Consider the following 13,092-nt stretch of genomic DNA (forward strand, 5'->3'; position numbering starts at 1 on the left):
TCCTCTGTCCCATGGCTGGACGTGGGACAGCAACCCTCTGTTGATCGTAGCCACCACAGAGCAACCATGAGGGCACAGAAGGTAATTACCCCGGTGGCCGCGCACACGGTCCCGGGGCATGGCCAACGCCTGATCCAGAAGGAGCGTCAACATGCTGGAGCCTATGGCCCGTTGCCTCGCCCGCGTGGGGGCTTTACTCATTCCGCGGGCGTCGGGGCGGCACCGGCTCGTCGGCCCCTGCGCGCACCGCCCGGCGTCCGCCCGTACGGTCCTCGTACGGCCGTGGAACCCGCCACCGCTGCCGGGCCGGGTGCGTCGCCGCCGGCCCGCCGAGGTGGTCTGGTGAGCACGGCCTCCATGCCGCCGCCGGGCCCGCCGCCCCGGCAGTCGCTGATGACGCTGCGGGTCTACCGGACGACCCGGGACGGGGCCGTGACGGAGGAGCGGGAGCCGCTGCACGTCCTCGGCGGGGACGGGTGGGACCTCTACGGGCTTTCGCAGGTGTGGCCGCCGTGTGCCTGTCCTCGCCACCGCGACCCGTGCCCCCGGGCGGGCGACCAGGGCGGTAGCTGATTCCCACGCCTGGACAACCTCCCGTCCAGGACACCCACTTGAGCGACTGCTCAAAACGCTCTACGCTGCGTTTTGAGCAGTCGCTCAAACTCCTGGGGTGGAGGAAGTCGCATGGGGTTGTACGTGGAGGCGCGCATCCGCGCCGGGATCGACGAGGTGTGGGACCGGAGTCAGCTCCCGGACCGGCACCAACGCTGGGACCTGCGGTTCAGCGAGATCGACTACCTGCCGTGCGAGCCGGGGGAGCCACAGCACTTCCGCTACGCCACCCGCGTGCTTCCGCTGCTCACGGTCGACGGCACCGGCGTCTCGGCCGGGGAACGCAACCGGCCGGACGGCACCCGGACTTCCGCGCTCCGCTTCTTCTCGGCGCATCCGCTGTCGCTCATCGAGGAGGGCCGCGGGTACTGGCGGTACATCCCGGACGGCGAGGCGCTGCGGTTCCTCACCGGTTACGACTACCGCCCGCGCTGGGGGCGCTTCGGCCGGGGCGTCGACCGGCTCCTCTTCCGGCCGCTCATGGGCTGGGCCACCGCCTGGTCCTTCGACCGGCTGCGGCTGTGGTGCGAGCGCGGGATCACCCCCGAGCGGTCGCTGTGCCACGCCCTCGCGGAGCTGTTCGTCCGTATCGCCGCCGTCGTCACCACCGCGGCCCTGGCCCCCGTGGCCCCGGTGGCCACAGGGGCCGTACTCGCCGCGACCGTACCGGCCGTGGCGGCCGCCGCGCTGCTGCTGCCGCCGCTGTCCGTCACTCCCGCGGCCCGCCGCTGTCTGCGCCGCCCTCCCGAGCGGGCCGCGGGCCGCAGCGGGAGCGCTGCCGCGCCGACCGCCCTTCTCGCCACCCTGGAGCAGTCATGACCTCGATATTCCAACGCGCCCTGGGCGCCGACTTCGACCGGCTGCACCCACAGATCCGGCGGCGCTTCTCCGTCGGGTTGGACAGCGGTGAGGCGTGCGTCGGGCGGGGCACGATGGACCGCATCTGGCACGGCCGCAGCTTCGTCCGGCCGTTCCTGGCGCTCGGCGGCAGCCGCAACATCCTCGTCCCGCAGACCGGACGGGACATCCCCTTCGTCATCGAGAACGTCCCGTACACCGACTCCTTCGGCCGCGAAACCGTCACCTTCGTCCGGACCTTCTCCTTCCCGAGCCCCCCGAGCCGCCCGAGCCCCCCGAGCCGCCCCCGCCGCTTCGACGCGACCATGGTCTACAGCCCCGAGCGCGGCTGCGTCGTCGACTACCTCGGCACCCACCAGCACCTCGCCACCGACCTCCACTTCACGGTCGACGACACCGGCGCCCTGGTCATCCGCTCCGGCGAGCACCGCTTCCGGGAGGGGCCGGTCGACCTCCGGGTTCCGGACCTGATCGGGGGCGATGCCGTGGTGCGCGAGTCGTACGACGAGGCGGCCGGGCGCTTCCGTATCCAGGTGCGGGTCGGCAACCGGCGGTTCGGGCCGCTCTTCGGCTACGAGGGGTCCTTCGACGCCGAGTTCGTGAACGTCGCCGAGCGCGGCGTACGCGCGGGGCTGCGGCCGGTGCGCGAGGAGGCGCGGACGTGAGCACCGACACCCGTACAAAACTGCTCGCCGGTGCGCTGCGGACGCTCACCGAACAGGGCCTTGCCAAGACCTCGGCCCGCACCATCGCCGCCGCCGCGGGGGTCAACCAGGCCCTGGTCTTCTACCACTTCGGCAGCGTCGACGAACTCCTCGCCGCAGCCTGCCGCTACGGCGCGGAGCAGCGCGTCGCCCACTACCGCGAACGCTTCGGCCGGGTCGGCAGCCTCGCCGAATTCCTGGAACTGGGCCGGGAACTGCATGCCGAGGAGCGTGCCGCCGGTCATGTCGCCGTCCTCGCCCAGCTCTTGGCCGGCGCCCAGACCCAGCCCCGCCTCGCCCCCGCGACCGCCGCCGGACTCGCCTCGTGGATCGAGGAGATCGAAGCGGTGCTGGCCCGGGTACTGGCCGGGACGCCGATCGCCGCCTTCGTGGACGTCGCCGGCCTCTCCCGGGCGCTCGCCGCGGGCTTCGTCGGCCTGGAGCTGTACGAGGGCGTGGACCCGGAGGGGGCGCTTGCGGCCCTGGACGCGCTGGAGCAACTGTCCGGACTGGTCGGCGTACTGGAGGACCTGGGCCCGGTCGCCCAGCGCGCCGTACGCGCCCATCTCAGGCGCAGCGCGGCGCGGCGGGGGTAGGCCCGCTTCGCGGCTGGTCCGGCGGTCCGGCAGCTCTCCTCTCTTCACTCGCTGTGCTGCGCCCACCATCCGGAGAACGGCACGGAGTGCGCCATCGCCGCATCACGGGATGCGCGGAACTCCTCTGCGCGCTTCGAGGCCAGGATGTCGGCTCCGAGGAATGTTCCGTCCTCCGAATAGCTCATGACCCCCGGTTTAAGGCTGTCCATCAGCCCGAAATCGGGAATCCCCTCCAAGGGCTTCGGTTGATCGGTGGTGCCGAGGATGAAGAACTCTTCGCCGCCCGTCGCGTTCTTCCGATAACCCCAACCCAGTTCGCACCGCAAGTACGGGGTCGTTCACGTTTCCCGACTTGCTGTAGTCGTCCAGGGTTTCCAGCCGGAACGCCTCCGGCTCGAAGGCATCGAACAGTTCGCCGAGGGTCTCAGGCGCCACGAAACCCCTTCCGGACCAGGACGACGAAGAAAACCCCTGTACCAGCAGAGTGCCTCTCTCGGTGGCATAGGTGGCATAGAGGGTCGGGCAGTCCTTGAGAGCGCAGGTACTCACAGAGAGCGCAGATACTCACAAGCTCGGTGACCTTCACGCGTTCCCTTCCTGGCCTACCGCGTGGCGTCTTGGTCGACGCTCGCGAGCAACTGACCACACGCGCAAGGGGTTCGAGTTTCCAGACTGGAAAGCAGAGCCGGGCCCGGGCACTCCGGATTCCGGCCCCTTGCAGGACGGCGTCAGCAACAGAGCCCCTGACGCCAAGTCAGGGGCTCTGCGGGGTCTTGCCGGTGGGGCCGGGGGCGTCAGCTGCCCGGGCGCACCGGAATGCTCGTGAACGTCGGAGCCGGGGCCGGGTCCTGGAAGAAGTCGTTGCCCTTGTCGTCGACGACGATGAAGGCGGGGAAGTCCTCGACCTCGATCCTCCAGACCGCTTCCATGCCGAGCTCCTCGTACTCCAGGACCTCGACCTTCTTGATGCAGTCCTGGGCCAGGCGCGCCGCCGGGCCGCCGATGGAGCCGAGGTAGAAGCCGCCGTGCGCGTGGCAGGCGTCGGTGACCTGCTGCGAGCGGTTGCCCTTGGCCAGCATCACCTTGGAGCCGCCGGCCGCCTGGAACTGCTCGACGTAGGCGTCCATCCGGCCGGCCGTGGTCGGGCCGAAGGAGCCGGACGCGTAGCCCTCGGGGGTCTTCGCCGGGCCCGCGTAGTAGACGGGGTGGTTCTTGAGGTAGTCCGGCATCTCCTCGCCGGCGTCCAGGCGTTCCTTGATCTTCGCGTGGGCGATGTCGCGGGCGACGACCAGGGTGCCGGTGAGCGACAGCCGGGTCTTGACCGGGTGCCGGGTCAGCTCGGCGAGGACCTCGTCCATCGGGCGGTTGAGGTCGACCGCGACCGCGTCGAGGTCGGGGCCCGCGCCCTCGGTCAGCTCCTCGTGCGTGGTCTCCGGCAGGAAGCGCGCCGGGTCGGTCTCCAGCTGCTCCAGGAAGACGCCCTCGGCGGTGATCTTCGCGACGGCCTGGCGGTCGGCGGAGCAGGACACCGCGATGGCGACCGGGCAGGACGCGCCGTGGCGGGGCAGGCGGACCACGCGGACGTCGTGGCAGAAGTACTTGCCGCCGAACTGCGCACCGATGCCGATCTTCTGCGTCAGCTCGAAGACCTTCTCCTCCAGCTCCTTGTCACGGAAGCCGTGGCCGGTGGGCGAGCCCTCGGCGGGCAGCTCGTCGAGGTAGTGCGCGGAGGCGTACTTGGCGGTCTTCATCGCGTACTCGGCGGAGGTGCCGCCGACGACGATGGCGAGGTGGTACGGCGGGCAGGCCGCGGTGCCCAGCGAACGGATCTTCTGCTCCAGGAACTTCATCATGGAGGCCTCGTTGAGGACCGCCTTGGTCTCCTGGAAGAGGAAGGACTTGTTGGCGCTGCCGCCGCCCTTGGCCATGAAGAGGAACTTGTAGGCGCCGCCGTCGGTCGCGTACAGCTCGATCTGCGCCGGGAGGTTGGAGCCGGTGTTCTTCTCGTCCCACATCGTCAGCGGGGCCATCTGCGAGTAGCGCAGGTTCAGCTGGGTGTAGGCGTCGTAGATGCCGCGGGAGAGGGCCTCCTCGTCGCCACCCTCGGTCAGGACCTGCTGGCCGCGCTTGCCCATCACGATCGCGGTGCCGGTGTCCTGGCACATGGGCAGGACGCCCGCGGCGGCGATGTTGGCGTTCTTCAGCAGGTCGAGCGCGACGAAGCGGTCGTTGGCGCTGGCCTCGGGGTCGTCCAGGATCGTGCGGAGCTGGGCGAGGTGGGCCGGGCGCAGATAGTGCGAAATGTCGTGCATCGCCTCGGCCGCCAGCTTGCGCAGCGCCTCCGGCTCGACCTTGAGGAACGTCCGTCCGTCGGCCTCGAAGGTGCTCACGCCCTCCGCGGTGACGAGGCGGTACGGGGTGGTGTCCTCACCTACGGGGAGCAGGTCGGTGTAGGCGAATTCCGGCATTGAAGGTCATTCCTTACTCGGAGAGGTCCGGCTGGCATCTACGGCAGCGCCTGAACAGCGTAGAACCCTGGCGGCCCGGCACGGCTGTGAGGTAAGGCTCAGTAGGCGCGCGCGGCCCCTGCCGTGCGCCGGTACGGGGCCCGTGGCCGTCCCGCCGCCCGCCGTGGCCTGATCCGTCGTCTCTCCCGTGCCGGACCCTGGTCGCGATCTATCGCGTTTCGGTACGCTGGGGCGGTGACTGACGACAACGGGGGACGACCGGGCCCACAGACCCCGCCCGGACCGCTACAGAAGCAGGACCGGCCGCCGGACGCGCCGCCGGTGCAACTGACCAAGCAGCCGCCCGCCGCGGTGGCCGAGGGCGACCTGCGCGCGTCCGACGCGGACCGCGACCGGGTCGCCGAGATCCTCCGCGAGGCCCTCGCGGAGGGCCGGCTCGATCCGGAGGAGCACGCCGAGCGGATCGACACGGTCTACCGCTCCAAGACCATGGGCGAGCTGGAGCCCGTCCTGCGGGACCTGCCCGCGCCGGCCGGCAGCCGTCCGCAGCCGGAGCCCGGCGGCCCTGCGCAGGGCTCCGGCGCCCCGGTGCCGGACCAGAATCTCGTCGCGGTCTTCAGCGCCTCGGTCCGCAAGGGCCGCTGGCGGGTGCCCGCGCGGATCAACGCCTTCGCGTTCTTCGGCTCCGTCGAGATCGACCTGACCGAGGCGGTCTTCCCGCAGCAGCAGGTCCAGATCAACGCGACCTCGATCTTCGGCAGCGTGGACATCCGGGTGCCGGAGAACGTCACGCTGCGCAGCAACGGCTCCGGCGTGCTGGGCAGTTTCGAGGTCAAGACCAACGACGCGGAGGACGCCGACGCCCCGCAGGTGCTGGTCAACGGCCTTGCCGTGCTGGGCAGTGTGGACGCCCGGCCCAAGCGGGGCGCCTGGATCCGCGATCTGCGCGACCGGCTGCGCGAGGGCCGCCGCGAGCTGCGCGAGGGCCACCTCGAAGCCCATGCGCACCTGCTGGAGGAGCACCGCGAGCGCCACGCGTACCTCCGCAAGGAGCGGCGCGACATGCACGAACAGCTGCGCTCCGCGCGCCGCGCACACCGGGACCGCTTCCGCGGGTGAGGGGGACGGGGCCCGGGGCGGAGCCGCCAACCCCGGGCCACGGCGCAACTGCCCGTGCGGGAAAGGCCGTCAGCGGCGGTTTTCCTGTAGTCGCACGATCGCCACGGTGTGCATAAGCGTGCGCACAGCGGGTAGGGCTGGTGCATCGTCTCTCGTGCGGCTGCGGGGTGCGAAAAGGCCGTGCGCAGCGAGACGGGCAAGGGTGATTCTCTCGCCGAAGCCGTCGTCAGGAGTAGACCGTGCTGCTACCGCATCAGACTCTGCAGGATGCCGCTGTCGTTCCGCCCCCGCAAGTGCCTGATCGTGACGAGGCCGGCCCCTGGCATGCGGAGGCGGTGTGCCGGCGGGACGAGGCCGGGTTGTTCTTCGCTCCGTCGAAGGAGCCGACCGCCGCGCGGCTGGCCAGGGAGGAGGCCGCCAAGCGGGTCTGCGCGCGCTGTCCGGTGATGGTCGAGTGCCGGGAGCACGCGCTGCTCCAGCCCGAGCCGTACGGCGTCTGGGGCGGACTGACCGCGGCCGAGCGGCGGGTCGTGCTGACCCGGCGCCGGCGCCGGGAGGCCGAACTCCCGCGTGCGGCCCCGATGCCCGCGGCAGGCTGACCACCGCGACCTCGGCTTCGGCTCGTCGGGCGCGACCGGGCGTCCGGGCCACCTCGCCCCCGCCGGAGACTCTCCGGCGGGGGCGAGGTGTGTGCGCGACCGGCGGGTCCCGCCGGGGCGTTGCTAGCTGGGGCGCTCGAAGTCCACCGAGCTGTAGGCGCGCAGCTTGGACAGCCGGTGCTGGGAGTCGATCTGGCGGATGGTGCCGGACTTCGACCGCATCACCAGGGACTGGGTGTAGGCGTTCTCGGCGCGGTAGCGCACCCCGCGCAGCAGCTCGCCGTCGGTGATGCCGGTGGCGACGAAGAAGACGTTGTCCCCGCGGACCAGGTCGTTGATCTCCAGCACCTTGTCCAGGTCGTGCCCGGCGTCCAGTGCCCGCTGACGCTCCTCGTCGTCCTTGGGCCACAGCTTGCCCTGGAAGGCGCCGCCCAGGCACTTCAGCGCACAGGCCGCGATGATGCCCTCGGGCGTACCGCCGATGCCCAGCAGCAGGTCGACGCCGGTGCCCTCACGGGCCGCCATGATCGCGCCGGCGACGTCGCCGTCGGCGATGAACTTGATCCGGGCCCCGGCCTCGCGGACCTCCTTGACCAGGCCGTCGTGGCGCGGCCGGTCCAGGATGACCACGGTGACGTCCTCGACCGAGGACTTCTTCGCCTTCGCGATCCGCTTGATGTTCACCGCCACCGGCGCCGTGATGTCGACGAAGTCCGCCGCCTCCGGGCCCGTGGCGATCTTGTCCATGTAGAAGACCGCGGACGGGTCGAACATCGAGCCGCGCTCGGCCACCGCCATCACGGACACCGCGTTCGCCATGCCCTTGGCGGTCAGCGTCGTGCCGTCCACCGGGTCCACGGCCACGTCGCACTCCGCGCCGGTCCCGTCGCCCACGCGCTCGCCGTTGTAGAGCATCGGGGCGTTGTCCTTCTCGCCCTCGCCGATGACCACGACGCCGTTCATCGACACCGTGTGGATCAGGGCGCGCATGGCCTTGACCGCCGCGCCGTCCGCGCCGTTCTTGTCACCTCGCCCCACCCAGCGGCCCGATGCCATGGCACCGGCCTCGGTGACCCGGACGAGCTCCAGGGCGAGGTTGCGGTCCGGGGCCTCGGGGCTGACCTCGAGTGGGGACGGGAGATGATGCTCGGTCATCGAGCGACCTTTCTGTACGGCGACGGCCGTGAAGGAGGAGGGCGGCTGTGCGGCGGTGCGGGGTTTCCCCCAGAGGCTCACATTATCTTCCGGTCGCCAAAATGAGCAGAGGGCCCTACGCATGAGCGGCCGACCGGGTGCCGCGATTAGGGACGTTCGCGCAGGTGGCGGGCTTTGCCGGGGGGTGTGTCCGAGCCGCCTCGGGGATGGGGGACGATAGGGGCGTGGCAGGTATGCGAGGCAGGCAGACGGTGCGGGACATGGTCCTGTCACTGGCGGTGATCGGCATTCTCGTCGGGGTGATCTACGTCTTCATCCCGCACGACGAGAGCACCGACGCGGAGCGCACCGCGGTCAAGGCGGTCGACTACCGCGTGGAGCTGATCACGGCCCGGCGGGCGGCACCGTATGCGGTCGCCGCGCCCCAGGGGCTGCCGGGGACCTGGCGCGCCACCTCCGTGTCCTACCGGGCGAGCGAGGACGGCAAGGGCGGCGCCTGGCATCTGGGCATGCTCGACCCGGAGCAGCAGTACGCGTCCGTCGAGCAGAGCGACGCGGCCCCGCGCAAGTTCATCAAGGACGTCACGCTCGGCGCGACCAAGGCCGAGGGCAAGCAGGCCGTCGGCAGCAAGAAGTGGGACCGCTACCAGGGCGACAAGTACCGGGCGCTGGTCCGCGAGGAGCCCGGGGTGACCACGGTCGTCACGGGCACCGCGCCGTACGGCCGGCTCGCCGACCTGGCCGCCGCACTGGTGGCGAAGAAGGGCTGAGCCCCGGGCCGCCCGGCCGCGGCCCGCGAATGACGTGAACACAGGGCCTCACCGGCGGGAAAACGCCGGTGGGGCCCTGGCGTACGAGGAGGCCGCCGCACCCGGCAGGGATGCGGCGGCCTCTCGTCACGAGGGGCTCCGGTGGGGCCCCGGCGGTGCTCAGACGGTGGTGACGGCCTCGTCGAAGGTGAGCCGCGGCGAGCGTGGGAAGAAGGCCTCGGCGCCCGGCTTGCCCATGTTGATCACCAGGAACGACTTCTGCTTGCCGTCGCCGAAGAACTCCTTGTCGATGCCGGTGAAGTCGAAGCCGGTCATCGGGCCGGCGGCGAGGCCGGCGGCGCGGACGCCGACGATGAAGTAGCCGGCCTGGAGGGTGGCGTTCTGGGTGCCGGCGGCCTCGCGGGACGCGGCCTCGGAGAAGAAGGCGTCCTTGATGCCCGGGGCGTGCGGGAAGAGGTGCGGCAGCTTCTCGTGGAACTCCAGGTCCACGGAGAGGATCGCGGTCAGCGGCGCGCTGAGGGTCTTCGGGCCGTTGGCGCCCATGGCGTGCGTGACCAGGCGCTGACGGGCCTCCTGGGAGCGGACCAGGGTGATCCGCAGCGGCGACTGGTTGAAGGCGGTCGGGCCGAACTTCACCAGGTCGTAGACGGCCTGGACCTGCTCGTCCGTCACCGGCTCGTCCGTGAACGTGTTGGCGGTCTGGGCCTCGCGGAAGAGGAGGTCCTGCGCGGCGGCGTCAAGGGCGAGAGACATAGGGGCACCTCGTGGTCAGCGTGGTCAACGGTCAGCGGTGGGCGGCGCGGCGGACCGTGGGGCCGCCACAACCCACTGCGGGGTTCTATCGGCTTTTACTCTAAGGCAGATAGATTAAATTTCAACTAAATCCGAGTCATTGTGAGGTGCTTCACAAGGGCGTCGATTCCTCGTCGCCGAGCGGAGGGGGAGGATCCGGCTTCTGCGCCGGGGTCAGGCGCGCCCGGCCTCCGCCTCGTCCGGCGACTCCGCCAGTGCCGCGTCCAGCCGCGCCCGGGCGCCGTCCAGCCAGCGGCGGCAGACCTTCGCCAGCGCCTCGCCGCGCTCCCACAGCGCGAGCGACTCCTCCAGCGTCGTGCCGCCCGCCTCCAGGCTGCGGACGACCTCGATCAGCTCGTCCCGCGCCTGCTCGTAGCCGAGCGTGGAGTCCACCGGTTCCACGGCGGCCGCCGCGCCGGGCTCCGCACCCACCGCCGTGCCCTGCTCCGCGTCCGCCGCGCCGTCCGTCTTCGCCTTCGCCATGTGTCCCACCCTAAGAGTCCGTCGTCGTCCTATGCCGGGGCCGAATCGGTGCCCGGATCACCGCTCACCCGCACCCGGAACGCGCCCTCGGCGACCCGGGCCCGCAGCTCCTCGTCCGCGCCCACCTCGCCGGGGCCGCGCACCGCCGACCCGTCCGGCTTCTGCAGCACCGCGTAGCCGCGCTCCAGCGTCGCCTTGGGCGAGAGCGCGACCACCCGGGCCAGGGTGTGCGACAGCTCGGAGTCGGCACGGTCCAGCAGATGCCCCAGGGTCCGCCGGCCGCGCTCCAGCAGCGCCGTGACCTGCTCCTCGCGGTCCTCGACCATCCGCTGCGGCCGCTGTATGCACGGCCGCTGGAGCGCGGCGTGCAGCCCCCGCTCCTCGCGCTGGACGAGGCCGTCGATGGCGCGCCACGCCCGCTCCCGCAGCTGGCCGATCCGGGCCAGCTCCTCGCCGACGTCCGGCACGACCTTCTTCGCCGCGTCCGTCGGCGTCGAGGCCCGCAGATCGGCGACCAGGTCGAGCAGCGGGGTGTCCGGCTCGTGGCCGATCGCCGAGACGACGGGCGTCGCGGCCGCGCCCACCGCCCGCACCAGCTGCTCGTCGGAGAACGGCAGCAGGTCCTCCACGCTGCCGCCGCCGCGCGCCACGATGATCACGTCCACCTCGGGCAGCGCGTCCAGCTCCTGGACCGCGCCGATCACCTGGGGGACGGCATGGACCCCCTGCACCGGCACGTTGCGCACCGCGAAGCGGACGGCCGGCCAGCGGTGCCGGGCGTTCTCCAGGACGTCGCGCTCCGCCGCGCTCGCCCGGCCGCAGACCAGGCCGATCAACTGCGGCAGGAACGGCAGCGGCTTCTTGCGGTCCGCCGCGAACAGCCCCTCCGCCGCCAGCGACTTCTTCAACTGCTCCAGCCGGGCGAGGAGTTCACCGACCCCGACCGGCTTGATCTCGGCGGCCCGCAGGGACAGCTGGCCGCGCGGGGCGTACCACTCCGGTTTGGCGTGCACCACCACCCGGGCGCCCTCGCCGACCACCTCGGCGACCCTGTCGAAGACCTGGCGGTAGCACGTCACGCTCACCGAGATGTCGTGCGACGGGTCGCGCAGGGTCAGGAAGACCACGCCCGCGCCGGGCCGCCGGGAGAGCTGGGTGATCTGCCCCTCGACCCAGACGGCGCCGAGCCGGTCGATCCAGCCGCCGATGAGCCGGGACACCTCGCCGACCGGGATCGGCGCTTCGGGGGACGTGGAAACAGCCATACGAGCGAGAGTAGCGGCGGCCACCGACAGTGGCCGCGGCCGCGCGGGCCGTGGTCCGGCCGGGAGCCCGCCGTGCCGCCCGGCCCCGCGCGCTCAGCCCCGCCCGGCGCCGTCCCCCGCCCGCCCGCCGCGGCTCCGGACGCCCCGGTGGTGCTGCACCACCAGCACCACCGCCCCCACCACCAGCCAGCACCCGCCGACGAGCTGCGCGGTCCCGGAGGCCTTGACGAGGACGGCGGCCACCACGGCCAGGCCCAGCGACGGTGCCACCACGTGCCGCAGCACGCCCGCCGGCCCGGCCCGTTCGCGCGCCCGGAAGCGGAACCAGCCGATCACCGACGCGTGCAGCAGCCCGAACGCGGTCAGCGCCCCCACGCTCACGATCGAGGACAGCAGCGCCAGCCCGTCATCCCTGCGCGCCGCCCCCACCGCCGCGCCCAGCGTCACCATGGCAGCGCCCAGCAGCGCCCGGCGCGGCACCCCGCTGTCCGCGGCCACCTTCGCCATGCCCGTCGGCAGCCGCCGGTCGCGGGCCATCGCGAACAGCAGCCGCCCGGCCGCCGCCTGCCCCGCCAGCGCCGCGAACGCCGCCCCGATCGCCTTGCTCGCCGCCACCAGGCCGTGCAGCGGGCGGCCGAGCGTCGCGTCGACCGTCGCGTAGAAGGCGTTTCCCTGCTCCGCCGGGTGCGCCGCCAGCTCCGCCGCGCTCATCGGCATCAGCAGCGCCGCCAGGTACGTCTGCGCGGCGAACAGCACCCCGGCCACCACCAGACACGTCAGCACCGCCCGCGCCACCCGCTCCGGCCCCCCGTCGGCCCGGTCACCGTCCCCGAGGTCCCGGTCGGCCCCGCCCGCCGGCCGCCCGGCGGCCTCCTCCGCGAACGAGGCGATCGCGTCGAAGCCCAGATACGACAGCACCGCCACCGACACCGCGGACAGCACCGCCCCGGCCGCGAAGCCGCCCGCGCCGGTCAGCGGTTCGGACCAGCCCCGCCGCGCCCCGTGGGACAGCAGCTCGACGAGCGCCGACACCACGAACACCCCGAGCACCACGATCTCCATCGCCAGCACCGCGAAGCCGACCCGGGCCGCGGTCCGCACCCCCCACAGGTTCAGCAGCGTCGTCACGACCACCGCCAGCGCCGTCCACACCCACGCGTGCACGGACGGCACCAGCGCGTGCAGCGCGATCCCGGAGAACAGATACGCCACCGCCGGGACCAGCAGATAGTCCAGCAGCGCCATCCACCCGGCGAGGAACCCGGCACTCTCGTTCAGCCCCGCCCGGGCGTAGGCGTAGACCGACCCGGCCCGCGGGGCGACCCGCACCATCTGGGCGTACGAGTACGCGGTGAACCCCATGGCGGCGGTCGCGACGACATAGACGGCCGTCACCGCCCCGTGCGAGGTGGCCTGGAGGGTGCCGAAGATCCCCACCGGCGCCATCGGGGCGATGAACAGCAGCCCGTAGACGATCAGATCCCGGGAGGTCAGCGTCCGCCGCAGCGCGCCCCCGCCGTCGTCCCCGCCGGCTTCCCGCGCGGCACGGCCCGTGGCATCGCCCGCCCCACCACCGTCCCTGCCCGGCATCGATCCTCCTCGCCCGCGTCGCACCCCAGTCTGCGGCCACGGCGCGATCTTCCGGGACGGTGGCACGCCCTTACGATGGGA

13 protein-coding genes and 1 pseudogene are annotated in these 13,092 nt (G+C 72.2%); 7 read left to right on the forward strand and 7 right to left on the reverse strand.

Features of this window, described 5'->3' with window-relative positions:
* Positions 1–342: 342 nt before the first annotated feature.
* The 4 genes from ACQP17_RS23375 (at position 343) to ACQP17_RS23390 (ending at position 2,770) form a co-directional block, all read left to right on the forward strand.
* A complete protein-coding gene (locus ACQP17_RS23375; RefSeq protein WP_433858040.1) occupies positions 343–573 on the forward strand; it encodes a hypothetical protein in 231 nt (76 codons plus the stop codon).
* 111 nt (positions 574–684) lie between these two features.
* Positions 685–1,431: a hypothetical protein gene (locus ACQP17_RS23380; RefSeq protein WP_433858041.1), complete on the forward strand. Its 747-nt coding sequence runs from the start codon at positions 685–687 to the stop codon at positions 1,429–1,431.
* Positions 1,428–2,135: a DUF4166 domain-containing protein gene (locus tag ACQP17_RS23385; protein WP_433858042.1), complete on the forward strand. Its 708-nt coding sequence runs from the start codon at positions 1,428–1,430 to the stop codon at positions 2,133–2,135. The genes ACQP17_RS23380 and ACQP17_RS23385 overlap by 4 nt, the downstream gene beginning before the upstream one ends.
* Positions 2,132–2,770, forward strand: coding sequence for a TetR/AcrR family transcriptional regulator (locus tag ACQP17_RS23390; RefSeq protein ID WP_433858043.1), 639 nt, complete (start codon positions 2,132–2,134; stop codon positions 2,768–2,770). The genes ACQP17_RS23385 and ACQP17_RS23390 overlap by 4 nt, the downstream gene beginning before the upstream one ends.
* Positions 2,771–2,814: 44 nt before the next feature.
* On the opposite strand, the pseudogene ACQP17_RS23395 reads toward ACQP17_RS23390, so the two are convergent.
* Both ACQP17_RS23395 and ACQP17_RS23400 read right to left on the reverse strand, forming a co-directional pair.
* A pseudogene (locus ACQP17_RS23395) lies at positions 2,815–3,205 on the reverse strand (DUF6879 family protein).
* 359 nt (positions 3,206–3,564) lie between these two features.
* The gene (locus ACQP17_RS23400; RefSeq protein ID WP_433858044.1) at positions 3,565–5,238 is read right to left on the reverse strand and encodes a fumarate hydratase; all 1,674 of its coding nucleotides are present in this window, start codon (positions 5,236–5,238) and stop codon (positions 3,565–3,567) included.
* Positions 5,239–5,472: 234 nt separating this feature from the next.
* Between ACQP17_RS23400 and ACQP17_RS23405 the strand changes: the two genes are divergently transcribed.
* Positions 5,473–6,357: a DUF1707 SHOCT-like domain-containing protein gene (locus ACQP17_RS23405; RefSeq protein ID WP_433858045.1), complete on the forward strand. Its 885-nt coding sequence runs from the start codon at positions 5,473–5,475 to the stop codon at positions 6,355–6,357.
* A gap of 239 nt (positions 6,358–6,596) precedes the next feature.
* On the forward strand, positions 6,597–6,956 hold the full coding sequence (locus ACQP17_RS23410; protein ID WP_189097312.1) for a WhiB family transcriptional regulator: 360 nt from the start codon (positions 6,597–6,599) through the stop codon (positions 6,954–6,956).
* Positions 6,957–7,079: 123 nt separating this feature from the next.
* Here ACQP17_RS23410 and glpX read toward each other — a convergent pair whose 3' ends face one another.
* On the reverse strand, positions 7,080–8,111 hold the full coding sequence (gene glpX, locus ACQP17_RS23415) for a class II fructose-bisphosphatase (RefSeq protein WP_433858046.1): 1,032 nt from the start codon (positions 8,109–8,111) through the stop codon (positions 7,080–7,082).
* Between the two features lie 233 nt (positions 8,112–8,344).
* On the opposite strand from glpX, the gene ACQP17_RS23420 reads away from it, so the two are divergent.
* Positions 8,345–8,881 carry a DUF4245 domain-containing protein gene (locus ACQP17_RS23420; RefSeq protein WP_433859989.1) on the forward strand — a complete coding sequence of 179 codons (537 nt, stop codon included), beginning with the start codon at positions 8,345–8,347 and terminating at the stop codon, positions 8,879–8,881.
* A 159-nt stretch (positions 8,882–9,040) separates the two neighbouring features.
* Here ACQP17_RS23420 and ACQP17_RS23425 read toward each other — a convergent pair whose 3' ends face one another.
* The 4 genes from ACQP17_RS23425 to ACQP17_RS23440 all read right to left on the reverse strand — a co-directional run bounded on the left by ACQP17_RS23425 (position 9,041) and on the right by ACQP17_RS23440 (position 13,011).
* On the reverse strand, positions 9,041–9,634 hold the full coding sequence (locus ACQP17_RS23425) for a malonic semialdehyde reductase (RefSeq protein WP_433858047.1): 594 nt from the start codon (positions 9,632–9,634) through the stop codon (positions 9,041–9,043).
* Positions 9,635–9,847: 213 nt separating this feature from the next.
* Entirely contained in the window at positions 9,848–10,156 is a 309-nt protein-coding gene (locus ACQP17_RS23430; RefSeq protein ID WP_433858048.1) for an exodeoxyribonuclease VII small subunit, read from the reverse strand.
* A 29-nt stretch (positions 10,157–10,185) separates the two neighbouring features.
* Positions 10,186–11,421, reverse strand: a complete 1,236-nt coding sequence (gene xseA / locus ACQP17_RS23435; protein ID WP_433858049.1) for an exodeoxyribonuclease VII large subunit — start codon at positions 11,419–11,421, stop codon at positions 10,186–10,188.
* Positions 11,422–11,514: 93 nt separating this feature from the next.
* Positions 11,515–13,011: an APC family permease gene (locus tag ACQP17_RS23440; protein ID WP_433858050.1), complete on the reverse strand. Its 1,497-nt coding sequence runs from the start codon at positions 13,009–13,011 to the stop codon at positions 11,515–11,517.
* Between the last annotated feature and the right edge of the window lie 81 nt (positions 13,012–13,092).

The organism is Streptomyces kronopolitis, assembly GCF_050953795.1.
Lineage (GTDB): Bacteria > Actinomycetota > Actinomycetes > Streptomycetales > Streptomycetaceae > Streptomyces > Streptomyces kronopolitis_A.